Consider the following 22,570-nt stretch of genomic DNA (forward strand, 5'->3'; position numbering starts at 1 on the left):
GCATGGCACGCAGGTCCATCGGGATCGTCATGAACGGCGTGACCGGCCGGATGGGGTACCGCCAGCACCTCCTCCGATCGATTCTGGCGATCCGCGAACAGGGCGGCCTGCCCGCGGCCGACGGCACGGTGCTGTGGCCGGAGCCCGTCCTGGTGGGCCGCAGCGAGGCCAGGCTGCGGGCCATCGCGGACCGGCACGGGCTCACCGAGTGGTCGACCGATCTCGGCGAGGCCCTGGCCCGGCCCGGCACCGAGATCTACTTCGACGCCCAGATCACCGGTGCCCGCGAGCCCGCCATCCGCGCGGCGATCGCGGCGGGCAAGCACGTGTACACCGAGAAGCCGCTCGCCGGCGGACTGGCCGCGGCGGTGGAGCTCGCCCGGCTCGCGGACGGCGCGGAGATCAAGCACGGCGTCGTGCAGGACAAGCTCTTCCTGCCCGGCCTGCGCAAGCTCAGGCGGCTGGTCGAGGGCGGCTTCTTCGGGCGCATCCTGTCGGTCCGCGGCGAGTTCGGATACTGGGTCTTCGAAGGGGACTGGCAGGAGGCGCAGCGGCCGAGCTGGAACTACCGGGCCGAGGACGGCGGCGGGATCATCGCCGACATGTTCTGCCACTGGCGTTACGTGCTCGACGACATCATCGCCCCGGTGCGGTCGGTCCAGGCGGTCGGCGTCACGCACATCCCCGAGCGGGTGGACGAGGACGGCAAGCCGTACGCCTGCACCGCCGACGACGCGGCGTACGGGCTTTTCGAGCTCGACGGCGGCGTCATCGCGCAGATCAACTCCTCCTGGACGACCCGGGTCTTCCGCGACGAGCTGGTGGAGTTCCAGGTGGACGGCACCGAGGGCAGCGCGGTGGCGGGGCTGCGCCGCTGCAGGGTCCAGCACCGGTCGACGACGCCCAAGCCGGTGTGGAACCCCGACCTGCCCGCCACCGAGGACTTCCGCGCCCACTGGCAGGAGGTCCCCGACAACGCCGAGTTCGACAACGGCTTCAAGACCCAGTGGGAGATGTTCCTGCGGCACGTCGCCGACGACGCGGACTTCCCGTGGGACTTCTACGCGGGCGCCCGCGGTGTCCAGCTCGCCGAGCTCGGCCTGCGCTCCTGGCGGGAGGGCCGGCGCCTCGAGGTACCGGAGCTGACCCGATGAAGATCAGCCTTCCCCGCCCGGACGGGTCACTGACGGCGTACACCCTCGGCGAGCCGCGGGCCTACCCGCCCCCGCCGACCCCGATCACCTCCCGTGTCGCCTACGCCGCCGCGCACGTGGTGGCCGATCCGCTCGGCGCGGCGGACGCCCTCGACTGGGAGGCGACGCTGGCGTTCCGCCGTCACCTGTGGTCGTACGGCCTCGGGGTCGCGGAGGCGATGGACACCGCGCAGCGCGGGATGGGGCTGGACTGGGCGGCGACCCGCGAGCTCATCGCGCGCAGCGGGGCGGAGGCACGGGCCTGCGGGGGGCGGATGGTCTGCGGCGCGGGCACCGACCAGCTCCCGCCGGGCCCGGCGCCCCTCGGCCGCATCGTCGCCGCCTACGAGGAGCAGCTGGCCGTGATCGAGGCGGCCGGTGCGGCACCGGTGCTGATGGCGAGCCGGCAGCTCGCTGCCTCGGCCACCGGGCCGGACGACTACGCCGAGGTGTACGGGCGGCTGCTGGCCCAGCTCACGCGGCCGGCCGTGCTGCACTGGCTGGGGCCGATGTTCGACCCGGAGCTGACGGGCTACTGGGGCTCGCCCGACCTGGACGCGGCGGCGGACAACGTGCTGGCCATCATCGCGCGCCATGCCCCCGCGGTCGACGGGATCAAGATGTCGCTGCTCGACGCGGACCGCGAGATCGCGCTGCGCCGCCGGCTGCCGCCGGGCGTACGGCTCTACACCGGCGACGACTTCGACTACCCCCGGCTGATCCGCGGCGACCACCTCGGGCACAGCGACGCCCTCCTGGGCATCTTCGATCCGATCGCGCCCGCCGCCGCGGCGGCCCTGCGCGCCCTCGGCACCGGCGACCTCCCCGGCTACCAGGAGATCCTCGCGCCCACGGTGCCGCTCGCCCGGCACCTGTTCGCCGCCCCCACGTACTACTACAAGACCGGCGTGGTGTTCCTCGCCTGGCTGGCAGGGCACCAGCGGCACTTCCGGATGGTCGGCCGGCTGGAGAACGCCCGCCCGGTCCCGCATCTGATCCGGCTGTTCGAACTCGCCGACGAGGCCGGGCTGCTGCCCGACCCGGACCTGGCCGCGGCGCGCATGCGTGCCTGGCTCGTCGTGCAGGGGGTGACGGCATGACCGGTGCGCATGCGCGGTTCAGCCTCAATCAGTGGACGACGCGGCACTGGCCGATCCCGGACATGGTCGCGGGCTCCGCCGCCGCCGGGATCCCGGGCGTCGGGCTCTGGCGGGAGCCGGTCGCCGAGTACGGGCTCGCGCGCACCGCGAAGCTGGTCCGCGAGGCCGGGCTGACGGTCACGTCCCTGTGCCGGGGCGGGTTCTTCCAGGCCCCGGACGCCTTCGCGGACAACCGCCGGGCGATCGAGGAGGCCGCCGAACTCGGCGCGCCGGCCCTGGTGCTGGTCAGCGGAGGGCTGCCCGAGGGCTCGCGGGACCTCGACGGCGCCCGGGCGCGGGTGGCCGAGGCGCTCGCCGCGCTGGCCCCGTACGCCGGGCGGTACGGGGTGCGGCTGGCGATCGAGCCGCTGCATCCGATGTACTGCGCCGACCGGTGCGTGGTCTCGACGCTGGGACAGGCGCTCGACCTCGCCGCGGCGCACCCCGCCGAGCAGGTCGGCGTCGTGATCGACACCTACCACCTGTGGTGGGACCCGCAGGCCTACGCGGGCATCGCCCGGGCCGGGGCGGAGCACCGGATCGCGCTCTTCCAGGTGGCCGACTGGGTGACCCCTCTGCCCGCCGGGGTGCTGACCGGGCGCGGCATGCTCGGCGACGGCAGCGTGGAGCTGCGCCGGTTCGCCGTGGCGGTCGACGAGGCGGGCTACGACGGGCCCATCGAGGTGGAGATCTTCAACGAGGAGCTCTGGGCGATGCCCGGCGCGCAGGCCCTCGCCCTGTGCCTGGAGCGGTTCACCGCGCACGTGTCCTGATCCGGATTTTGGTCCTTGACGCTTTCCTGAACCTCTTTTACCTTCGGGAAAGCGCTTCCAGAAAGCGCTTTCTGTTCGCCTACGACCCATAGGTGCAGGATGACGAAGCTCAGATGGTGCCTCCTGACGATCACCGCTGTTCTGCTGGCCCTGCTGCCGCAGACCACCGCCCGAGCCGCCGACCAGCCGATCACCGATCCGATCCCGGAACGCCCGATCACCTCGGGTCTGGGGCTGACCGTCGAGGAGTACGCCTCGTTCCCGAAGTCGGAGCCCACCCCCGCGCCGGTCGACCCGCGGCTGATGCGCTGGGCCCGGATCAACGCCATCGGCGAGGTCCCGGACGGCTCGCGGCGCATGTACGTACCCGACCTCAACGGCAAGATGTACCTGGTCGAGAACGGGACGCCGCACGTGTACCTCGACGTCGGCGCGACGTTCGCCCCTGACTTCTTCTCCGGCCGCGGCCTCGGCCAGGGGTTCGGCTATGTGGCCTTCGATCCCGGCTTCAAGCACAACGGCCGGTTCTACACCGTCCACACCGAGTCGGGGCCCGGGCTCGCCACCAAGACCCCCGACCTGACGCCCCAGCCCAACACGCTGTTCCACGGGATCATCAACGAGTGGACCGCGGACGACCCGTCCGCCGCCACCTTCCACGGAACCCGCCGGGAGATCCTCCGGCTCGGGTTCGCCGGCCAGATCCACGGGATCCAGCAGATCGGCTTCAACCCGACCGCCAGGCCCGGTGACAAGGACTACGGGCTGCTGTACATCGCGGCGGGTGACGGAGGCCAGGGTCAGGCGGCGGGCAACGACGATCCCCAGGATCTGGCGATCCCGCACGGGAAGATCCTGCGCATCGACCCGCGGGGCCGCGACAGCGCCAACGGCGAGTACGGGATTCCGGCCACCAACCCGTTCGTCGGGAAGCCGGGCGACCTCGGAGAGATCTACGCCTACGGCATGCGCGACCCGCACCGCTTCAGCTGGGACACCGGCGGACGGCACCGGATGTTCCTCGGGCACATCGGCGAGCACGCCATCGAGGCGGTCTACGACATCCGGGCGGGCGACAACCTGGGGTGGCCGGACCGGGAGGGACCGTTCGTCTTCAACAAGAGCGACCGCTGCAACCTCTACCCGCTGCCCGCGGACGACGCGGCCCACGGCTACGACTACCCGGTGGCCGCCTACGACCACGACCCGCCGGCGGACTGGCCGTGCAGCGGGGACATCGGGCGCGCGATCTCCGGCGGCTACGTCTATCGCGGCCACAAGCTGCCCGAACTGTACGGCAAGTACGTCTTCGGTGACCTCGTCGACGGTCGCGTCCTCTACACCGATGAGCGCGAGATGCGCCGCGGGGGGCCGCGGGCCCCGATCCACCAGCTCATGCTCTTCGACACGACGGGCAAGCGGGTGACGATGCAGGACCTGGCCGGTGACAAGCGGGTCGACCTGCGCTTCGGCACCGACGGCCGCGGCGAGATCTTCCTGATCGCCAAGGCGAACGGCAAGATCTGGAAGGTCACCGGCACGCGCCACTTCGCCGCCGGCGACGTCGGCCACACCCGGGTGTCCCACACGGCGGGCCCGGAGAACTGGGCGCCGATCACTCCTGCGAAGTGGCGGTTCGAGGGAGATCAGGTGATCCTCGCCGAGCCCGGTGAGTCACGTCCGGGGCCCCGCCGGCCGTTCGAGTACGCGGTGCTCACCAAGGGCCCGCAGTTCGGCTCGGTACGGATCGACGCCGACGTCCGGATCGACACCCCCACCGACATCGGCAACCGGGACGTGATCATCGTGTTCGGCTACCGGTCCGACACGCAGTTCTATTACGCCCACCTGTCGCAGGACAACACGATCTACCCGCACAACGGCGTCTTCGTGGTGAACGACGCCGACCGGGTGCGGATCGAGGACCAGTGGGACCCGGTCCGTTCGCGTGGCGCCACCCCCGCCATCACCGACACGAAATGGCATCACGTGCAGGTCGTGCACCAGACCGGCACAGGTGAGATCGCGGTGTACGTCGATCACTCGAAGACGCCGCTGATGACGGCCGTCGACAAGACCTTCACCTCCGGCCGGGTCGGCTTCGGGTCCTTCGACAACATCGGCCGGCTCCGTGACCTCAGGGTCACCGGGACCGGCGTGAACGGCTGATCCCCTCGCGATGAGCAGTGCCTCCCGGCGGTCACGGAGCCTCCGTGACCGCCGGGACCCCCGACACACCTGGAGGAGACGATGAGAGCTCGCCGATGGGACGTCCGCCACGGTCCGGTGACGGGCTACGCCCCGCCGGTCCCCGCACCCCGGACCGGCCGGGCGCGCCGGGTGCAGGCGGTGCTCGTGACCGCGCTGCTGGGCCTGGGCCTGGCCGCCGCGCCCGGCCAGGCCCAGGCGCGCGCCGTCACGGGCCGGCCGGCCGCGTCGCACCACCGGCCCGGTTCCACGGTGCTTCCCAGCCTGCGGCGGAACCTGGTCGCGTACTACGACTTCGAGCACCCGGTGCCGGGAGACCCGGCCCGGGAACGTGACCGGGGGCTCTCGGGCACGACCATCGACCTGGTCAACGGTGGCGCCGCGATGCGCGTACGCGACGGCGCCTACCCGGGGAGCACCTATGCGATCCAGACCAGGCAGGTCGGTCCCGACGTGGCGGGCAACGACGACTGGAAGGCCGGCGTCTACTCGGAGACCGGCGTGCCCACCCTGCACGCCTTCAACGCGGTGAAGGGCACGTCCATCATGGGCTGGTTCAAGATGACCGGCCCGAACCCGAACCCCAACTCCGGCACGCCGGATCCGGCCGACTACTACAACGCGGTCGGGCTGGCGGGTGTGCTCACCGGCACCTCACAGGGCCATGACGTCCGGGCCCTGCTCGAAGTCATCAACGTGGCGGGAGAGTTGCGCGTCGTCGCCCTCGGCAGACGGGTCGACGGCAGCAGTTCACAGACCTTCGCGGCGGCCGAGAACTGGCAGAGCGTGCTGCCGCTCGGCACCTGGGTGTTCCTGACGGCGACCTTCGACTTCGACAGCGGCGCCATGCGGCTGTACAAGAACGGGCGGCCGCTCGACGGGTCCTACGTGCTTCCCGGCGATCCCTGGGCCGTCTCGGGCCCGCCGGAGCCGGACCTCACCTCCGCGACCGATCCCAGAGGCATCAAGATCGGCGGCAGCTTCCCGCAGAACACCAGGGAGCAGAATCCGTGTAACTGCAGGTTCGACGGCCTGATGTTCCTCGACCGGGTCGTGACCCCGTGGGAGGTCGGGCAGCAGTACCGCCGGGCGATGACGCGACGGCACTGAGCTCCGCCTCCGCCGGGCCGGTCGCCGGCCGGCGGGCCGAGGTCCTGCGGCCCGCCGGCCGGCGCTCCCTCACCCCGGGGCACCGCGCCGGTCTCGATCCCGGTACGCTCCGTCAGCCCGAGGCGACGGCCTCCTCCGGCCGCCGTGCCTCGGGCGCCACCACCGCCGCCGCACCGAACCTCGCGACCGCGACGGCGCCCGCCACGGCCAGGACGAAGCCGGCCATGGCCAGCCAGGAGTAGCCGGGACGCGAGGCGTCGCCGAGCCAGAGCACCCCGAGCACGCCGGGGACCACCGTCTCGCCCACGACCAGGGCCGCCGTCGCCCCGTTCACCGAGCCGATCTGCAGGGCGACCGTGTGCAGGTACATGCCGCCGAGCCCGGCGACCAGGACGGCGTAGAGGGCCGGGTCGGTCAGCAGCGCGGTGAGGTCGAACGGGTCCGCGCCGTTCAGTACCCGTACGCCGACGCCGACCGCGCCGAAGCCGAGGCCGGACAGCAGTCCCGCCAGGATCGCGGCGCGCGGTCCCAGCCAGCGCACCGCCAGGAAGCCGCCCCCGATCAGCAGCACCGAGGCCGCCAGCAGCCACCAGTGGGTGGAGATCGGGGTGTGGACGTCGCCCTCGTGACCCGCCGCGCCGGCCAGCAGCACCAGCGACGAGCAGACCACGGCGATGGAGACCCACTCCGGCCGGTTCAGCCGGATGCCCAGCAGCCGGATGCCCAGCACCGCCGTGATCACCAGGTTGGCGCTGATCACGGTCTGCGACAGGAACAGCGGCAGCAACCGGGCGGCCAGCGCGCCGAGCCCGAAACCGACGAAGTCCAGCACGGTGCCGACCAGGAACTCCCACGTCACGGCGGCCTTGGCGGTCGACGAGAGGCTGGGGCCGCCATGCTGGGTGAGGGCGGTCGCGGACGAGGCGGCCGTCTCCCGGCGGGCGGATTTGCGGGATCCCACGGCCTGCAGCACCGAGCCGGTGCCGTAGCAGACCGATGCCGAGACGGCGGCCACGAGGCCGATGATCATCCATTGCTCCGTTCGCGTACCGTCGGCGCGGGATCGACCTGGACCGCCGCCGACGTGCTTCGTGCCGCCTCAGGAGCGGTCGGGTGGCCTTCCTCGTTAGTTCGGACGCCTGATGTGGGGGAGAAGTTCCGTGCCGGCCGAGCGCGGACCACTGCGGCGGGAAGCGCCCGAGGATCAGGTGTCGACGAAGTCCTGGGGCACCATGACGCGCAGCGCGTTGGGCACGACGGCGATCGTGACGGGGGTGGTGTCCACCACCTCGCCGTCCACGTCGAGCGCCAGGACGGGATCGGTCTCCACGGTCAGCTCGCCGACGGCGAGGAATCGGTCGTCGGCCAGCCGCAGCCGCGGCCCGGTCGCGGCGTGCCTGAGCATGGAGCCGACCAGGTGGGCCCGGCGGGCGGCGCCCAGCCGGTAGGCCACCAGCAGCCGGTCGTCGATGCCGGCGTCACGCGCCAGCGGCCGGCCCGCGTGGAAACCGCCGTTGGCGATGTTGAGCTGATGCGTCCAGAACTCCTGGGCGGCGCCCTGGGCGGTGACCCGCGCCCGGAACGGCCGGTGGCGGGGCAGGGCACGCAGCGCCGTGAGCGGGTACGCGGCCCGGCCGACGACGCGCTTGAGCCCGTGCGGAACCCGGCCGGCCACCTGCACCGACACGCCGATGCTGACCATGTTGGCGAACAGCCGGTCGCCGGCCCGCCCGAGGTCGACGTCGGCGACCTTCCCGCCGGTCAGGACGGCGGTGGCCGCGGCCAGCCCGAGGGGGACGCCGAGGCTGCGGGCGAGATTGTTGGTCGTGCCCAGTGGCAGCACGCCCAGCGCGACGTCGCGGTGGGCCAGGTGCGTCACCGCCGAGCTGACCGTCCCGTCGCCCCCGCCGACGACCAGCAGATCCGGAGCCATCGCCAGGGCTTCTGCCAGCGCCGCGTCCAGCCGAGCCGGCTCGTCCACCCGGATCACCCGCCGCGCCCTGAACCCGTGGTCGGCCAGCAGGCGGGGGGCCGCGTCGGCCAGCGCCCGTCCCCGGCGCGCCCGGGTGTTGACCACCAGCACCGGCGAACGTCCGGTGCTGATCGCGGCGTCGAGCTCGGCCTTGCTGCGCATAGGTGGTAGAGGGTACCCGCGGATCGGCCGCCTGCCCTGCCGGGACGGCCGCCTCTCCGCACGCCGTGGGAGGGCGCGGACGAGTTCACCACCCCATCGCCCAAGTTCGTGGTGATTCGCCGGACTTGACATATTACTTGCCGTAGTGAGGCTTTTGTTAGGTAATCGGGTGCCCTGGTGGCGGGCAGTCTGGTGGATGTCGGTGGACCTCGCCGACCGACGTACGGTGCCGCCGAATGGTGCGGTCCGGATCGAGGGGAGACACAACCGTGGCCACCAAATCCTCCACGAACGGCAAGACGACCAGGTCCTCCGCCGGGAGTCAGCCCTGGCTGCACCAGAAGGGTGTGGAGATCCAGAAGTTCGGGACGGTGCGTCAGCTTCCCGTCGCGCTGTCCAAGGACGCGCGCATGTACTCCTGTCAGCGGCTCAACCAGGTCCTGGCCGACACCCAGATTCTCTACGGGCTCTACAAGAAGCATCACTGGCTCATGCGGGGCGTGACGTTCTACCAGCTGCATCTGCTGATGGACAAGCACGCCGGCGAGCAGTCCGAGCTGATCGACGCCCTCGCCGAACGGGTCCAGACCCTCGGCGGCGTCGCGATCGGCGACCCGCGGCACGTCGCCGAGATCACCGTGATCCCGCGGCCGCCGGACGGCGTGGAGGAGGTGCCGGCGATGCTGTCGAGGCTGCTGGAGGCGCACGAGACGATCCTCGTCGCCGCGCACGACGCCGCCGGGCGCGCCGACGAGATGGGCGACGACGGGACCAACGACCTGCTGGTCTCCCAGGTGATCCGCACCGGAGAGCTGCAGGCCTGGTTCCTGGCGGAGCACCTCGTCGACACGCCCCTGATCCACGCCTGAACCGGGGCCGCCGCCACCGGGCCGGCTCCCCGCTCAGGAGCGCGGGCCCGGTCAGGAGTACAGATGGCGGCGGAGGAACTCGCCGGCCTGCGCGATCGCCGCCCGGGGTGCGGGAGTCGCGGTGATCGGGTTGAGGAGCACGAAGTCGTGGATGGTGCCCAGGTAGCGGGCGTGCGTCACGGGGACGCCCGCTCTCAGGAGCCGGCGCGCGTACGCCTCGCCCTCGTCGCGCAGCACGTCGTTCTCGCCGTTGACGATCAGGGCCGGGGGAAGACCCTCCAGCTCGGTGTCCGAGGCCCGCAGGGGTGACGCCGCCGGTTCCGAACGGCGGCTCTCGTCGGGCAGGTAGGCGTCCCAGAACCACTTCATCGCCGCGCGGGTGAGCCACGGCCCGTCGGCGTACCGCTGGTAGGAGGCGGTGTCGAAATCGGCGTCGGTGACCGGGTAGAACAGCACCTGGGCGGCGAGGGAGGGGCCGCCGCGACTCTTGGCCGTCATGGTGAGGACCGCGGACATGTTGCCGCCGACGCTGTCTCCGAACACCGCGATCCGGGTCGGGTCGGCGCCCAGCTCGGCCCCGTGCCGGGCGACCCACTGCAGCGCGGCGTAGGCCTGCTCGTTCTGTACCGGGAACTGGGCGTCGGGGGCCGGGGTGTAGTCGACGAAGACGACGACGGCCCGCGCCGCGGTGGCGAGCTCGCGCGTCAGCCGGTCGTGGGTGTCCTTGTCCCCGAGGATCCAGCCGCCGCCGTGGAAGTGCAGGAGGATGGGCAGGTCACCGGTGGCGTCCCCCGGCCGCACGATGCGGAGGCGGACCTCGCCGGTCGGACCGCCTTCGATCACCCGGTCCTCGATGTCCGCGGGCACCAGGTCCACCGGCGCGCCGGCCTGGAGGTCCCGCAGGACCTGGCGGGCGTCCTGCGGCGAGAGCTCGTACAGCGGCGGGCTGCCGGCCGAGGCCGCGGCGAGATCGTCCAACCACGCCTGGGTGTGCGGTTCGATGACCGGGCCGTCGGCGGCCGGGTCCTTCGCGCTGTCGGCAGTCATGATCTCTCCTCGAATCGGCGGCCACGGCAGCGGCCCCACGCGGCCTGATCAGGCGCGTCCCCATGCCCTGGCGGAGCGGATACGGGCCACCGGCTCGGCCCGAGCCCGCCTGTCACCCTGAACCAGGCGGGCAATCACTCAGAGTCATCCCCGTTTGGCCGGCCCGGCGAACCCCGGGGTGGCCGGGGACTGCGCGTCCGGGCGGCACCCGGCAGCGGGATGGCGACAGGACGAGTGCTCCGGCCGCGCGGGCAGCCCCTGCTCCGCCGGCCTCGCCGGCGACGGAACGTGTCAGTCGAAGAGCTGCTCGGCGGTGTCGATGGTGGCCGCCCGCTGTACCCAGGCGTCGAGTCGGCCGAGGTCGGTGCAGGAGGTGATCCGTTCGCGTATATCGGCGGGGACCGTGATGTCACGGGCGGCCAGGAACAGCAGGAGCGATCGGGCCTCACCCTCGGCCTTGCCTTCGGCCTTGCCCTCCGCCTTGCCTTCGGCTCTGCCCAGGGCGATGTGCTCGAGGGCGAAGTCGCTCTTCCACTCGTAGGTGCCGGTCTTCATGATCTCCTCCATGAGCCCGCGCAGCTCGGCGAGATTGCACTCTGCATAGGTCTCCGATCCCAGGCTCACCTGGTCATGGTCGGGAACCTTGATCCCGAAGACCGCGTGGAGAAGTTCGGCGGCGAGCTGCGGCCGGTTACGGAAGAGCTCCAGCGGCAACTCGTGGTCGATCGTGGGCATGCGGGGAAACTATCGGTAATCAATCGACCACGTAGAGTATTTGAGCATCAAAGGTGATGAGCGGAACGCGCGGCGATCGGTCCGGCATGGCGACGCCGGTGCCGGGGGTCGCTCAGGCAGAGGAGCGGGTCGAGGCGGGGTGGAGCAGGAGGCCGCGCCGGACGATGCGGGTGAAGTCCGCGCTGGTGATCATGCCTACGACGCGGCCGCCGTCCACCACGACCGCCAGCAGCCGCCCGGCGACCGCCGGCCTGCCGGACAGGTCGGCCGCGAGGTCGTCCGGCGCGCAGACGTTCTGCTCGGGGAGCGGTGCGGAGATGTCGCTGACCAGCAGGTTTCCGCGCTGCTGGGCCGGTATCCGGGTGAGCCGGCCGGCGGTGACGACGCCCGTGGGCCTGCCGTCGAGACCCAGCACGGGGAAGACGTCCTGCCGCGAGGACGCGATCGTCTGCTGGACGAACGTCTCGACGTCGTGCCAGGCCTGGGCGCAGTCGGGCTGCGGGGTCATGATGTCGCCGACCCGTACGCCCGCGAGGGCGTCGTGGACCAGCCGGGAGGCCGCCTCGGCCTTCGCGGCGCAGGTCAGGAACCAGCCGATGAGCATCAGCCACAGCCCGGCGCCGGCGCTGAGGAAGAGCAGTTCGCCCAGGCCGACGAAGACCAGCGTCAGGCCGAGCGTACGACCGGCGTGCGCGGCGGCCAGGTCGGCCCGGGTCCGGTCGTGGTAACGGCGCCACAGGACGGCCCGCAGGACCCGGCCGCCGTCCAGGGGAGCGCCCGGCAGCAGGTTGAACACCGCCAGCATGAGGTTGATCAGGCCCAGCCATCCCAGCGTCTGGGTGAGCAAGGGAGGCGCGCCGAGCGCTCCGGCGATGGGGAAGGCGGTGATGAACACCGCGCCCAGCGCCAGGCTGGTGAGCGGCCCGGCGGCGGCGATGGCCAGGTCGGTCTTGGGATCCGGGGCCTCGTCCTCGAGCTCGGAGACCCCGCCCAGCATCCACAGCGTGATGGAGCGCACCGGCACGCCGTTGCGCTGCGCGACGAGGGAATGGGCGAGTTCGTGGGCGAGCAGGCAGGCCAGGAAGGCGGCGGCGCCCGGCAGGGCGGCGGCCCAGTACACGAAGGCGGTACGGCCGGGGACCGCCGACGGCAGCACCGCCGTGGCGAGCGTGAGGGCGATCAGCGCGATGATCGCCAGCGCCGACCACTGGAGCCCGATCGGGATGCCGGCCACGCGGCCGAGTCGCACGTTCTGCCTCATGTTTCGATGCTCCGTCCGGGGAGGGAACGCGGGCAGGGCCGGTCGGCCCCGGCCCGGGGGACCTTGGTCGGTCCCGGGGTGGCAGGGGTGGGACGGCATGCGAAGGAGGGCACCCAGGGCGGGGCGCCCTCCTGGCGGCGGGTCATGTCACTTGAGGGCGGGGAAGCGGCGGACCAGTGCGGTGGAGTTCCACCAGCGGCCGAGGCCGAGGGCGTGGCCGGCGCCGGTGAGGGCGAGGCCGATGAGGACGAGGGCGTAGATGAGGTGGTCGTCCATGAAGGGGTTGTTCTCGGGGGGTAGGACGGCGGTCCACATCATGACGAGCAGGAGGGTGCCGGTGGTGGCGGCGATGCGGAGGCCGATGCCGAGGATGAGGGCGGTGCCGATGCCGGCGAGGCCGAGCATGAACAGCCAGTCGGCCCAGGTGTCGCCGGCGATGGAGTGGTAGAAGTCGGCGAAGGGGCCTTTGGTGCCCATCTTGAGGAAGCCCTGGGTGGGGTGGCCGCCGTTGATCCAGGCCTGCTTGGAGGCGGTCTCGTGGCCGAGTCCGAAGGTCTTGTCGAGGAAGGCCCACAGGAAGACCCAGCCCAGCGCGATGCGGGCGGTGGCCCAGACGTAGGTGACCGCGGTGCCGGAGCCGCTGCGCAGCGTCGGCAGGTGGAATCGGTGGGCGGGTTCGTGGGCTGCGGTGGTGGTCATGCTCTGTCACCTCGTAAGTCCGGGGGGCTCCGATGGCACTGAGTCAACTCCGGTGGCCGGCACGGCAGCAGAGTCCTACAGCACGACCACGACGGGACCTTCGCCCTTACCGCGAGGCCTATACGCCTCTGCCGCGCCGGGCCCCGGCGGTGATGGTCTGGGCGGGTCGGAGAAAGGTCGGTGGTCGCCATGAGCCGTGAGCAGACGAGCGAACGCTCCGAGGTGTGGGAGAAGGATGCCCGGTTTGCGATTGAGGCGGCTGTGTGGGCGCCGTCGGTGCATAACACTCAGCCGTGGCGGTTCGGTTGTCGTGTCACTGGTGGCGGTCCGGTGGTGAGTTTGTATGCCGATACGGAGCGGCGGTTGGTTGTGGCTGATCCGGAGGGCAGGGAGTTGCTGATCAGTGGTGGTTGTGCGTTGTACACGTTGCGGGTGGCGATGCAGTTTTTGGGGTGGGCGCCGCGGGCGCGGGTGTTGCCTGATCCGGATCGGCCGGCTTTGTTGGCGGAGGTGCGTTTCGGGTCGCGGGCGGAGGTGACCGAGGAGGTGCGGGGTTGGTATGAGCAGGTGCGGCGGCGTCGTAGTCATCGGGGTGCCTTCCGGGATGTTGTGGTGGGTGGGGAGGTGCAGTCGGCGGTCTCGGCTCAGGCGGTTGCGGAGGGGGCTCGGTTGGAGGTGGCGGCGCCGCGTGAGGGGGTGGCGTTGGGGGCGTTGACGGAGGCGGCGGAGCAGGTGCAGCGGATGAATCCTGCTTTTGTGGCGGAGGCGGCGCGGTGGGCGCCGGTTCCGGGGAGCGCGCGGCGGGACGGGGTGCATGAGGGTGCGTATCCGCGGGTGCCGGAGCGTACTGATCCGCATTTCGCGATGCGTGATTTCGCTCGGGGGCGGGGTTGGGGGGCTGTCGTGGCGGGTGGCGGGTCGGGTGTGCCTGGGGTGACGGGGGTGGTGGCGTTGCTGACCACGCGGGGTGATGAGCGGGAGGATTGGTTGGCTGCTGGGCAGGCGTTGCAGCGGGTGTTGTTGCGGGCGTCGGCGGGGGGTCTGTCGGCGGCGTTTCATACTCAGGCGCTGGAGGTGCCCGAGTTGCGGGAGTTCATCCGTACCCGGTTCTGCGGGGGTTGTTATCCGCAGATGCTGATGCGTCTCGGCGTGGCCGACGGCGATCTGGAGACCGTACGACGACCCACCGACCACATGATCCGCGAGGAGCTTTCGTGAACCCTGCCGAACGGGAGACGACGGCCGCCTGGATCGTGGCCGGAGCCGACGGATCGGGGCAGAGCCTGCGCGCCGTCGAGTGGGCGACCGAGGAGGCGGCGCGGCGGGGCCTCGGCCTGCGGATCGTGCACGCCGAGACCCCGTGGCTGGCCGACACGCCGGTCGACCCGCGGGTCAGTGCGATCCGCGAGTGGCTGCTGGCCTGCGGCCGGGAACTGCTGGAACAGGCCGTCTCGGCCGCCCGTGAACGCGACCCCCGGGTGACCGTGGAGGGCGAGGCCGTTCCCGGAGCACCGTCCCGGGTGCTGCTTGAGCAGGCGAATGAGGCCGCCATGGTCGTCGTGGGCGGTCACGGGACCGGGACGGTGGGGAGCCTGGTGTTCGGTTCCACGGCATTGCAGGTGGTCACGCATGCGCGCGTACCCGTCGTGGTCGTGCGGCATGTGGAGCCCGCGGTGCGGCGCGAGGTCGTGGTGGGCGTGGACGGATCCAGGGCGGGGGAGCCCGCCCTCGGGTTCGCGTTCGAGGAGGCCGCCATGCGCAAGGCGCGGCTGCGCGCCGTGCACGTCTGGTCCAGCCCCGCATCGAGCTGGCCGGGGCGGCAGAAGCCACTGGTGTACGACCCGCAGGACTTCGCGGAGAAGGAGTTCGCGGCGTCACTGGCCGCGTGGCGGGAGAAGTTCCCCGACGTCGAGGTGGTCTCCGAGGTCGTGCACGGCCGTCCGGTGCGGATCCTGGCCGGGTCCTCCGCACGCGCGGATCTTCTCGTGGTCGGCACCCGAGGCCGTGGTGGCTTCACCGGCCTGCTGCTCGGCTCGGTGAGCCAGGCGCTGCTGCACCACGCGCACTGCCCCATGGCCGTGGTGCCGTCTCCCTAGCTGGGCCTTCGCCTCCGTCGCCCGATATGCGACTCGGCTATCGCGATCCGCGACCCTGTGCGTACAAGGCGTGTTCTGTTATTGAGTGACAAGAACTCTCTTCGTTCGACGCCGTTCGACCAATTAATTCGTACTGACCGCCCTTGTTACCGGAATGGCGCCCGCCTAGCCTGCCCGTAGGTGGCACTTCCGTGATCACAACGGTGTGAAAGGAGGGCGGCCGTACGGAAAGTGCCCACCGCGCGCGGCATCAGCGAACTGCCGTCCAGTGGTTCGGGCCGCGCGCCGCATGACTGAGTCCGCTCCCACCCCTGAAAGGGCACAATCCCCATGCGGAAATATTCGGCATCGGTCTTCGTCGTCGCCGCGGCGACGGCCGGCTCCCTGGCCGTCGCATCCCCCGCCTTCGCCGACACCTGGTCGGTCAGCGGCGGCGGCACCATCTCGGGCAGCCTCAAGCCGGGCGTGAACGCGGTGCTGCGGGACACCACCACCGGCCAGAACATCACCTGCGGGGTCGCGAGCGCCGGTGGCACCATCGCGGACGGCACCGGCCTGTCCGGTACCGGCATCGCCGGCATCACCTCGGCCACCTTCGGCACCTCGAGCAACAAGTGCTCCGGCCCGTTCTTCAGCTCGTTCACCTCGGCGCTCAAGCCGGGGACGACCTGGTCGCTCAACGCGGTCTCGTACTCCGGTGGCGTGACGAGCGGGACGATCACCGGGATCGACGCGCTCGTGACCGGGTCGAGCCTCTTCGGGTCGTGCAACGCCGAGGTGACCGGTGAGGTCGACTCGGTCACCTACGACAACGCCACCGGAGAACTGAAGATCGCAGTCGACGCCACCCCCAGCCTGACCATCGGCAACGTCAGCGGCAGCGGGTGTGCCGGGCTGATCAGGAACGGCGACAAGGCCACCCTCGCCGCCACGTTCGTCGTCACCCCGACGGTTCAGATCACGAGCCCCTGACCCGGCGCTGACCAGGTGAGGTGACGAGGCCTGCGCCGCCGGCACCGGCGGCCGGCGGCGCAGCCCGGCGCGGTCCCCGCCGGAGCTCATCTGCCTCTCGAGGAGATGAGTGAGTGATTCCCTCTTCGGGGAGCCTTTTCATGGGCTGCTGAAGAGGCGAATTACTATGAATGGCCATTCGAGAATCGGAAATCGGTGCCAGACGGGATCGTGGCCGGCGATCGTTCGAATGCCCTGCGGGTCTGGACCTTCGTGTAATCGAATGACGGTCCGTTTCAGATGCTCGCATACCGAAAAGCCCGCCGCAGCCAGAAGATGTCGCGCCCGAAGGACCATACGAGCGACATCAGTGCCAGGGCGACGAAGACGGTCGCGACCGGGGGCGGGAGGACGCCGGCGGCCGCCACGACGAGGACGATCCCCTGCAGCGCGGCCACGGTCTTGCGGGCGATGCTCGGCGGCAGGCCCGGTCGCAGCCAGGGCGCCACCCGGCCGGCCATGACGAAGACGTACCGCATGCCGCCGATCGCCAGCACCCACGCGCCCAGGGAGGTGGCGACATTGGCGCTGAGCACCAGGATGAGGAAGGCGTCGACCTCCATGTCGAACCGCGCGCCCATGGCGGACGCCGTCCCGGTGCGCCGGGCGACCTGACCGTCGACCGCGTCCAGGAGCAGCGCCACCGAGGCGAGCGTGACGAGGACCCCGACGGGGGCGCCCTCCCCGAAGCGGTCCGTCACCAGCGCCGTCACCCCTCCGACGAGCACCGCCCGGACCAGCGTGACATGGTCGGCCGGTCCCAGCCGGCGGCCCGAACGGCGAAGCGCGGCGGTGAGAACGGCGCAGGTGAACACGGCGCACGCGGTTCCGGCCAGCCAGCCCGCGGGCCCCAGGCCCACTCCCGCCCACAGCAAGGCCAGCAGGACGAACTGGCCGGCCACCCCCATGGCCGGTACGTGGTGCGCCTCCTGTGACCTGTGGGCCTGATGGTCCTGGCGTATCTGGCGGGTCGATTCCGTTTCCGGCCGAACCTCTGTGATCATCAACTCCTGTGTCCCCATGCCCTGTTACACGTGCGCCCCGTATCGTACGGATCAGTCATATAGCCAGGAATTTGCCGCCCAGCCGTGGGGGAGGATGCCGATGGAACGCGTAGCGCGCGCGTTCTGGCTCCGATCCCCCGGGCAGGGCGAGATCCGGTCCGTGGTCCTGCCGGAGCCCGGCCCCGGTGAGGTGCTGGTCCGTACCCGCTGGTCCGGGGTGAGCCGGGGCACCGAGACCCTGGTGTTCCGCGGCGGGGTGCCCACCAGCCAGTACGAGGTGATGCGCGCACCCTTCCAGGACGGCGACTTCCCCGGGCCGGTGAAGTACGGCTACCTCAACGTGGGGGTCGTCGAGCACGGGCCGCCGGCGCTGCTCGGCCGGGACGTCTTCTGCCTCTACCCGCACCAGACCCGGTACGTGGTCCCGGAGAGCGCGGTGACCCCCGTGCCGGACGGGGTGCCGCCGGCGCGGGCGGTGCTGGCGGGCACCGTCGAGACCGCGGTCAACGCGTTGTGGGACGCGGCGCCGCTGGTCGGTGACCGGATCGCCGTCGTCGGCGCCGGCATGGTCGGCTGCGGCGTCGCCGGGGTGCTGGCCGGATTTCCCGGCGTCAGCGTGCAGCTGGTCGACGCCGATCCCGCGCGCGCCGGTGTCGCCGAAGCGCTCGGCGTGGACTTCGCGCTGCCCGAGCAGGCCGCGGGGGAGTGCGACCTCGTCGTGCACGCCAGCGCGACCGAGGCCGGGCTCACGCGTTCCCTGGAGTTGCTGGCGCGGGACGGGGTCGTCGTCGAACTGAGCTGGTACGGCGACCGGCGCGTCAGCCTGCCGCTGGGCGAGTTCTTCCACTCGCGGCGGCTGACCATCCGCGGCAGCCAGGTGGGCTCGGTGTCCCCGGCCCGGAGCGCGCGCCGCAGCTTCGCGGACCGGGTGTCGCTGGCCCTGCGGCTGCTCGCCGATCCGGCGTTCGACGCCCTGATCACAGGCGAGAGCGACTTCGAGGAGTTGCCGCAGGTGATGACTCGTCTCGCCGGCGGTGAACTTCCGGCGCTCTGCCACCGTATTGCCTACAAGAACGTATAACCGGGCAGCACGAGCCGACTCACCCCGGAGGGGCATTCCTTGTTCAGCGTCACCGTTCGCGATCGATTCATGGTCGCCCACAGCTTCCGCGGCGAGGTGTTCGGCCCCGCGCAGCGGCTGCACGGCGCGACCTTCGTCGTGGACGCGACATTCCGCCGCGCCGAGCTCGACGCGGACAACATCGTCGTCGACATCGGGCTGGCCACGGCTGAGCTCGGCACCGTGCTCGGCGCCTTCAACTATCGCAACCTGGACGACGAGCCCGGCTTCACCGGGGTCAACACGTCGACGGAGTTCCTGGCCAAGGTCGTCGCCGACCGGCTCGCCGACCGGGTGGCCGCGGGCGCGCTCGGCGAGCAGGCTCGCGGGCTGACCGGGATCACGGTCACGCTGCACGAGTCCGACGTCGCCTGGGCGAGTTACGAGCGCACCCTGTGAGCGCGGCCGGCACCATGACGACCGACGTGAGCCCGGTGCACATCGTCCTGCCGGGCGACATCGACGACGCCACCGTACCCAGCGGGGGCAACGCCTACGACCGCCGCGTGTGCCAGGGCCTGGCCGCCGCGGGCCGGCCGGTGCGCGAGATCGCCGTCCCGGGGGACTGGCCCCGGCCGGGCGCCGCCGCGCGCGCCGAGCTGGCCCGGTCGCTGTCCGCCCTGCCCGACGGCTCCCTCGTCCTCCTCGACGGGCTGGTGGCGTGCGGCGTCCCGGAGATCGTCGTCCCGCAGGCGGACCGGCTGTGCCTGGCGGTCCTGGTGCACCTGCCGCTGGCGGACGAGACGGGGCTCGCACCCGCGCTCGCCGCGGAGCTGGACGCGCTGGAACGCGAGACGCTGCGCGCCGCCAGCGCGGTCGTGGCGACCAGTCCCTGGGCCGCGCGCCGGCTGATCAGCCACCACGGGCTCCTCGAGAGCCGGGTCCACGTCGTCACCCCGGGTACGGATCCCGCGCCGCTCGCGACCGGCACCGACGGCGCCTCGCAGCTGCTCTGCGTGGCCTCGGTGACTCCGCGCAAGGGACAGGATCTGCTCGTCGAGGCTCTTTCGGCCGTCGCCGACCTGCCCTGGACCTGCGTGTGCGTCGGGCCGCTCCGCCGCGATCCCGCACACGTCGAGCGGCTGCGGCGGCTGATCGGGCAGCGGGACCTCGGCGACCGGATACGGCTCGCCGGCCCGCAGACAGGCGAGCGGCTGGCCACCACGTACGCCACCGCCGACCTGGTGGTGCTCGCGTCCCGCGCCGAGACGTACGGCATGGTGGTGACCGAGGCGCTGGCCCGCGGGATCCCCGTGCTGGCGACGGCCGTGGACGGGGTGCCGGAGACCCTCGGCAAGGACGCCGACGGCGGCGTACCGGGAATCCTGGTGCCCCCGGAGGAGCCGGCCGCGCTCGCGGCGGCGCTGCGCCGCTGGCTCGGTGAGCACGACCTGCGGTGGCGGCTCAGGGCCTCCGCGCGGTACCGCCGCCGGACGCTCGAACCGTGGGAGGAGACCGCACGGCGCATGGCCGCCGTGCTGGCCCGGATCCCGGGGAGGTCCGCGTGAGCAGCCCCGGAACGGCCCGGTTCACCCCGGCCTGGCTGGCGTTGCGGGAGAGCGCCGATGCCGCCGCCCGCGCACCCGAGCTCCTGGAGCCGCTGCGCGCCCACCTGGCGACCGTGCCGCGGAGTACGGAGCCACTGGTCATCCATGATCTCGGCTGCGGTACCGGCTCCCTGGGACGGTGGCTCGCCGGACGGCTGCCCGGCCCGCAGCACTGGATCCTGCACGACCGTGACCCCGAACTGCTGGCCCGCTCCGGTGCGGGGATGACGGGCACGGCCGCCGACGGCGGTCCCGTCACCGTCGAGACCCGGGAGGGCGACCTCGCCGGCCTCCGCGCCGCGGACCTCGCGGGCACCTCGCTGGTGACCGCCTCGGCGCTGCTGGACCTGCTGACCGCCGAGGAGGTGGACGGGCTCGCCGAGATGTGCGTAAAAGCCGGGTGTCCCGCGCTGCTGACCCTCTCCGTCGTGGGAAGGGTCGAGATCGTCCCGGCCGACCCGCTCGACACCGAGGTCGCCGCCGCCTTCGACGCCCACCAGCGGCGCGACGTGGGCGGCCGGCGCCTGCTCGGGCCGGACGCCGTCACCGCCGCCACCGAGGCGTTCGAACGCCGCGGCGCGGTGGTGCGGAGCCGGCCCAGCCCGTGGCGGCTCGGCGCGGAGCAGGCCGCGCTGACGGCGCGCTGGCTGCAGGGCTGGATGGCCGCGGCCTTCGAGCAGCGCCCGGACCTCGCGCACCGGGCCGAGACCTACCTGCGCGACCGGCTCGACGCCGGCCGGGCCGGTGAGCTGACCGTCCTGGTCCATCACCGTGACCTGCTCGCCCTGCCGGGAGCAACCGGCGGTGCCTCATGATCCGCGCGCTCTGGCCCCGGCTGCGGGTGCTCGCCGGTGCGGGCATCCTGGCGGCACTCGTGTGGCGGCTCGGCACCGACGCGTTCGTGAACGGCCTGCGCATGATCGATGGCCGGGCGCTGCTCGCCGCACTCGCCATCGGCCTGCTGACCACGGTGTTCAGCGCCTGGCGATGGTGCCTCGTGGCGCGCGGCCTCGGCCTGCGGCTCCCGCTGCCGACGGCCGTCGCGGACTACTACCGGGCGCTGCTGCTCAACGCGGTCCTGCCCACGGGCGTGCTCGGCGACGTCCACCGGGCGGTGAGCCACGGCCGGGACGCCGGCGACGTCGGACGCGGCGTCCGCGCGGTGGCCCTGGAACGGATCGCGGGCCAGGTGGTGCTCCTCGCCGTCGGCGTGCCCGTGCTGCTGACGCAGTCCGCGCTGGTGTCGGAGGTGACCCACGCGCTCGTCCCGGGCCGCGGCGTCGTGTACGCGGCGCTGGGCGGGCTCGCCGTCCTCACGGCCGTCGTCCTCGTGCTCGCCGGCCGGGGCCGGTGGCGGCCCGGCACCACGCGGTGGCGCCGAGCCCTCGCGACGGCCTCGGCCGACGCGCGGCTCGGCCTGCTCTCCCGGGGCACCTGGCCGGGAGTGGTCCTGCTGTCCGCGGCGGCCCTGCTGGGACACGTCGCGCTCTTCGTGGTCGCGGCGCGCGTCGCGGGCTCGCCGGCGCCGATCGTCCGCCTGGTGCCGTTGATGGTCCTGGCGCTGCTGGTGATGGGACTGCCGGTGAACGTCGGCGGCTGGGGGCCGCGGGAGGCCGTCTCGGCGCTGGCGTTCGGCGCGGCGGGGCTGGGAGCCTCGCAAGGACTCACCGCCGCCGTCGTGTACGGGATCCTCACCCTGGTCGCGAGCCTTCCCGGCGCCGGGGTGCTGATCTTCCGGTACAGCGGGCGCAAGGTGCGGCTGCCGCGGCCCGCCGCCGTGAGCAAGCGCCGGTTCGGCCGTGGGATGGAGCCCATCCGCGCCGAGAGCGTGACGTCCTAGGGGCGGTGCCGTTCGCCGCCCTGCGAATCGAGGATGGAGAGATATTCACCGAACGAGGCGACCAGGCTGGCCAGGACCTGCGCTCCTTTCGAGGAGGAGGCCAGCGACGGCCGGCCGACCACACCCGACTCGGTGTAGGCGTCCAGGCCGAGTGTCAGCAGATGCTTGCGATCGTCGGCAAGGCGGTCGCCCGACTCGTAACCAGGTTTCACCAATTGGGGGTGAGCATGGAGCAGTACGGAGGTCTCGAACTCTCCGGCGTGCATGTCGCTGTCGGCCGGGGTCTGTATCCCGGCGGCGGCCTCCGCCACCGCCCAGTCCTGCAGGCCCGGGAAGAGCGCCATGCGCTGCTCGCCTCTGCTGGCCTCCTGCACGACGTTGCCCAGCACGTAGTTGCCGCCATGGCCGTTGACCAGGACCAGGCTGGTGATGCCGGACCGGCGCAGCGAGTCCGCCACGTCCCGCACGATCGCGTAGAGCGTGCTCGCCGAGATGCTCACCGTGCCGGCCCAGGCCGCGTGCTCGTGCGAACACGAGATCGTCACCGGTGGGAGCAGGCAGACCGGATAGGCGGCGGCGAGTTCCCGGGCGATCGTGCAGGCGATGACGGTGTCGGTCGCCAAGGGCAGATAGGGGCCGTGCTGCTCGAAGCTGCCGATGGGCAGCAGTGCCACCGTGGCCTTCCGGTCTCGTTCGTCGACCGTGGTGCCCATCGGCAGGAGGTAGGTCGCCGGATCGTCCATGCCCTGCCAGCCTCTCGTGATCGTGTGACCCGAGCCCGCTC

At 72.0% G+C, this 22,570-nt stretch carries 22 protein-coding genes; 14 read left to right on the plus strand and 8 right to left on the minus strand.

What is annotated here, in order from left to right; genetic code table 11:
- Positions 1-2 precede the first annotated feature (2 nt).
- From ACRYCC_RS21835 to ACRYCC_RS21855, 5 genes are all read left to right on the plus strand, one after another.
- The gene (locus tag ACRYCC_RS21835; RefSeq protein WP_433814763.1) at positions 3-1,154 is read left to right on the plus strand and encodes a Gfo/Idh/MocA family protein; all 1,152 of its coding nucleotides are present in this window, start codon (positions 3-5) and stop codon (positions 1,152-1,154) included.
- Positions 1,151-2,293, plus strand: coding sequence for a dihydrodipicolinate synthase family protein (locus tag ACRYCC_RS21840; protein ID WP_433814764.1), 1,143 nt, complete (start codon positions 1,151-1,153; stop codon positions 2,291-2,293). The genes ACRYCC_RS21835 and ACRYCC_RS21840 overlap by 4 nt, the downstream gene beginning before the upstream one ends.
- Positions 2,290-3,105 (plus strand): sugar phosphate isomerase/epimerase family protein, encoded by an 816-nt coding sequence (locus ACRYCC_RS21845; protein WP_433814766.1) that lies wholly within the window; start codon positions 2,290-2,292, stop codon positions 3,103-3,105. The genes ACRYCC_RS21840 and ACRYCC_RS21845 overlap by 4 nt, the downstream gene beginning before the upstream one ends.
- Positions 3,106-3,204: 99 nt before the next feature.
- Complete coding sequence (locus ACRYCC_RS21850; RefSeq protein ID WP_433814768.1) at positions 3,205-5,274, plus strand: PQQ-dependent sugar dehydrogenase; 2,070 nt, start codon at positions 3,205-3,207, stop codon at positions 5,272-5,274.
- An 81-nt stretch (positions 5,275-5,355) separates the two neighbouring features.
- Positions 5,356-6,423, plus strand: a complete 1,068-nt coding sequence (locus ACRYCC_RS21855; protein WP_433814770.1) for a LamG-like jellyroll fold domain-containing protein — start codon at positions 5,356-5,358, stop codon at positions 6,421-6,423.
- A 112-nt stretch (positions 6,424-6,535) separates the two neighbouring features.
- Here the strand turns inward: ACRYCC_RS21855 and ACRYCC_RS21860 are convergent, their stop codons facing one another.
- Positions 6,536-7,453, minus strand: coding sequence for a DMT family protein (locus tag ACRYCC_RS21860; RefSeq protein WP_433814771.1), 918 nt, complete (start codon positions 7,451-7,453; stop codon positions 6,536-6,538).
- A 174-nt stretch (positions 7,454-7,627) separates the two neighbouring features.
- Entirely contained in the window at positions 7,628-8,557 is a 930-nt protein-coding gene (locus ACRYCC_RS21865) for a diacylglycerol/lipid kinase family protein (RefSeq protein ID WP_433814772.1), read from the minus strand.
- A gap of 236 nt (positions 8,558-8,793) precedes the next feature.
- On the opposite strand from ACRYCC_RS21865, the gene ACRYCC_RS21870 reads away from it, so the two are divergent.
- Positions 8,794-9,426: a Dps family protein gene (locus tag ACRYCC_RS21870; RefSeq protein WP_433814774.1), complete on the plus strand. Its 633-nt coding sequence runs from the start codon at positions 8,794-8,796 to the stop codon at positions 9,424-9,426.
- A 51-nt stretch (positions 9,427-9,477) separates the two neighbouring features.
- Here the strand turns inward: ACRYCC_RS21870 and ACRYCC_RS21875 are convergent, their stop codons facing one another.
- From ACRYCC_RS21875 to ACRYCC_RS21890, 4 genes are all read right to left on the minus strand, one after another.
- Positions 9,478-10,473 (minus strand): alpha/beta hydrolase, encoded by a 996-nt coding sequence (locus tag ACRYCC_RS21875; protein ID WP_433814776.1) that lies wholly within the window; start codon positions 10,471-10,473, stop codon positions 9,478-9,480.
- Between the two features lie 291 nt (positions 10,474-10,764).
- Positions 10,765-11,208, minus strand: a complete 444-nt coding sequence (locus ACRYCC_RS21880; protein WP_433814778.1) for a hypothetical protein — start codon at positions 11,206-11,208, stop codon at positions 10,765-10,767.
- Positions 11,209-11,320: 112 nt separating this feature from the next.
- Positions 11,321-12,469, minus strand: coding sequence for a site-2 protease family protein (locus ACRYCC_RS21885; RefSeq protein WP_433814780.1), 1,149 nt, complete (start codon positions 12,467-12,469; stop codon positions 11,321-11,323).
- A gap of 147 nt (positions 12,470-12,616) precedes the next feature.
- On the minus strand, positions 12,617-13,168 hold the full coding sequence (locus tag ACRYCC_RS21890; RefSeq protein WP_433814782.1) for a hypothetical protein: 552 nt from the start codon (positions 13,166-13,168) through the stop codon (positions 12,617-12,619).
- A 189-nt stretch (positions 13,169-13,357) separates the two neighbouring features.
- Between ACRYCC_RS21890 and ACRYCC_RS21895 the strand changes: the two genes are divergently transcribed.
- The 3 genes from ACRYCC_RS21895 to ACRYCC_RS21905 all read left to right on the plus strand — a co-directional run bounded on the left by ACRYCC_RS21895 (position 13,358) and on the right by ACRYCC_RS21905 (position 16,236).
- On the plus strand, positions 13,358-14,386 hold the full coding sequence (locus tag ACRYCC_RS21895; protein WP_433814784.1) for an Acg family FMN-binding oxidoreductase: 1,029 nt from the start codon (positions 13,358-13,360) through the stop codon (positions 14,384-14,386).
- The gene (locus tag ACRYCC_RS21900; RefSeq protein WP_433814786.1) at positions 14,383-15,264 is read left to right on the plus strand and encodes a universal stress protein; all 882 of its coding nucleotides are present in this window, start codon (positions 14,383-14,385) and stop codon (positions 15,262-15,264) included. Before ACRYCC_RS21895 ends, ACRYCC_RS21900 begins: the two co-directional genes overlap by 4 nt.
- Positions 15,265-15,594: 330 nt before the next feature.
- A complete protein-coding gene (locus ACRYCC_RS21905) occupies positions 15,595-16,236 on the plus strand; it encodes a hypothetical protein (protein WP_433814787.1) in 642 nt (213 codons plus the stop codon).
- Between the two features lie 275 nt (positions 16,237-16,511).
- Here the strand turns inward: ACRYCC_RS21905 and ACRYCC_RS21910 are convergent, their stop codons facing one another.
- Positions 16,512-17,279 (minus strand): CDP-alcohol phosphatidyltransferase family protein, encoded by a 768-nt coding sequence (locus tag ACRYCC_RS21910; RefSeq protein WP_433814789.1) that lies wholly within the window; start codon positions 17,277-17,279, stop codon positions 16,512-16,514.
- A gap of 100 nt (positions 17,280-17,379) precedes the next feature.
- On the opposite strand from ACRYCC_RS21910, the gene ACRYCC_RS21915 reads away from it, so the two are divergent.
- The 5 genes from ACRYCC_RS21915 to ACRYCC_RS21935 are packed head-to-tail and all read left to right on the plus strand — an operon-like array spanning position 17,380 to position 21,786.
- Positions 17,380-18,360: a zinc-dependent alcohol dehydrogenase gene (locus ACRYCC_RS21915; RefSeq protein ID WP_433814790.1), complete on the plus strand. Its 981-nt coding sequence runs from the start codon at positions 17,380-17,382 to the stop codon at positions 18,358-18,360.
- Between the two features lie 39 nt (positions 18,361-18,399).
- Complete coding sequence (locus tag ACRYCC_RS21920) at positions 18,400-18,798, plus strand: 6-pyruvoyl trahydropterin synthase family protein (protein WP_433814791.1); 399 nt, start codon at positions 18,400-18,402, stop codon at positions 18,796-18,798.
- A 14-nt stretch (positions 18,799-18,812) separates the two neighbouring features.
- Complete coding sequence (locus tag ACRYCC_RS21925; protein WP_433814793.1) at positions 18,813-19,907, plus strand: glycosyltransferase family 4 protein; 1,095 nt, start codon at positions 18,813-18,815, stop codon at positions 19,905-19,907.
- Positions 19,904-20,761 carry an SAM-dependent methyltransferase gene (locus ACRYCC_RS21930; protein ID WP_433814795.1) on the plus strand — a complete coding sequence of 286 codons (858 nt, stop codon included), beginning with the start codon at positions 19,904-19,906 and terminating at the stop codon, positions 20,759-20,761. Before ACRYCC_RS21925 ends, ACRYCC_RS21930 begins: the two co-directional genes overlap by 4 nt.
- Positions 20,758-21,786: a lysylphosphatidylglycerol synthase transmembrane domain-containing protein gene (locus ACRYCC_RS21935; protein WP_433814797.1), complete on the plus strand. Its 1,029-nt coding sequence runs from the start codon at positions 20,758-20,760 to the stop codon at positions 21,784-21,786. The genes ACRYCC_RS21930 and ACRYCC_RS21935 overlap by 4 nt, the downstream gene beginning before the upstream one ends.
- Here ACRYCC_RS21935 and ACRYCC_RS21940 read toward each other — a convergent pair.
- Entirely contained in the window at positions 21,783-22,529 is a 747-nt protein-coding gene (locus ACRYCC_RS21940) for a creatininase family protein (RefSeq protein WP_433814798.1), read from the minus strand. The genes ACRYCC_RS21935 and ACRYCC_RS21940 overlap by 4 nt on opposite strands.
- Between the last annotated feature and the right edge of the window lie 41 nt (positions 22,530-22,570).

Source organism: Actinomadura scrupuli, assembly GCF_050971785.1.
Lineage (GTDB): Bacteria > Actinomycetota > Actinomycetes > Streptosporangiales > Streptosporangiaceae > Actinomadura_E > Actinomadura_E scrupuli.

Coding starts and splice junctions, on each gene's coding strand:
- ACRYCC_RS21835 (WP_433814763.1), top strand. CDS start 3: ATGGCACGCAGGTCCATCGGGATCGTCATGAACGGCGTGACCGGCCGG.
- ACRYCC_RS21840 (WP_433814764.1), top strand. CDS start 1,151: ATGAAGATCAGCCTTCCCCGCCCGGACGGGTCACTGACGGCGTACACC.
- ACRYCC_RS21845 (WP_433814766.1), top strand. CDS start 2,290: ATGACCGGTGCGCATGCGCGGTTCAGCCTCAATCAGTGGACGACGCGG.
- ACRYCC_RS21850 (WP_433814768.1), top strand. CDS start 3,205: ATGACGAAGCTCAGATGGTGCCTCCTGACGATCACCGCTGTTCTGCTG.
- ACRYCC_RS21855 (WP_433814770.1), top strand. CDS start 5,356: ATGAGAGCTCGCCGATGGGACGTCCGCCACGGTCCGGTGACGGGCTAC.
- ACRYCC_RS21860 (WP_433814771.1), bottom strand. CDS start 7,453: ATGATCATCGGCCTCGTGGCCGCCGTCTCGGCATCGGTCTGCTACGGC.
- ACRYCC_RS21865 (WP_433814772.1), bottom strand. CDS start 8,557: ATGCGCAGCAAGGCCGAGCTCGACGCCGCGATCAGCACCGGACGTTCG.
- ACRYCC_RS21870 (WP_433814774.1), top strand. CDS start 8,794: ATGGTGCGGTCCGGATCGAGGGGAGACACAACCGTGGCCACCAAATCC.
- ACRYCC_RS21875 (WP_433814776.1), bottom strand. CDS start 10,473: ATGACTGCCGACAGCGCGAAGGACCCGGCCGCCGACGGCCCGGTCATC.
- ACRYCC_RS21880 (WP_433814778.1), bottom strand. CDS start 11,208: ATGCCCACGATCGACCACGAGTTGCCGCTGGAGCTCTTCCGTAACCGG.
- ACRYCC_RS21885 (WP_433814780.1), bottom strand. CDS start 12,469: ATGAGGCAGAACGTGCGACTCGGCCGCGTGGCCGGCATCCCGATCGGG.
- ACRYCC_RS21890 (WP_433814782.1), bottom strand. CDS start 13,168: ATGACCACCACCGCAGCCCACGAACCCGCCCACCGATTCCACCTGCCG.
- ACRYCC_RS21895 (WP_433814784.1), top strand. CDS start 13,358: ATGAGCCGTGAGCAGACGAGCGAACGCTCCGAGGTGTGGGAGAAGGAT.
- ACRYCC_RS21905 (WP_433814787.1), top strand. CDS start 15,595: ATGCGGAAATATTCGGCATCGGTCTTCGTCGTCGCCGCGGCGACGGCC.
- ACRYCC_RS21910 (WP_433814789.1), bottom strand. CDS start 17,279: ATGATCACAGAGGTTCGGCCGGAAACGGAATCGACCCGCCAGATACGC.
- ACRYCC_RS21915 (WP_433814790.1), top strand. CDS start 17,380: ATGGAACGCGTAGCGCGCGCGTTCTGGCTCCGATCCCCCGGGCAGGGC.
- ACRYCC_RS21925 (WP_433814793.1), top strand. CDS start 18,813: ATGACGACCGACGTGAGCCCGGTGCACATCGTCCTGCCGGGCGACATC.
- ACRYCC_RS21935 (WP_433814797.1), top strand. CDS start 20,758: ATGATCCGCGCGCTCTGGCCCCGGCTGCGGGTGCTCGCCGGTGCGGGC.
- ACRYCC_RS21940 (WP_433814798.1), bottom strand. CDS start 22,529: ATGGACGATCCGGCGACCTACCTCCTGCCGATGGGCACCACGGTCGAC.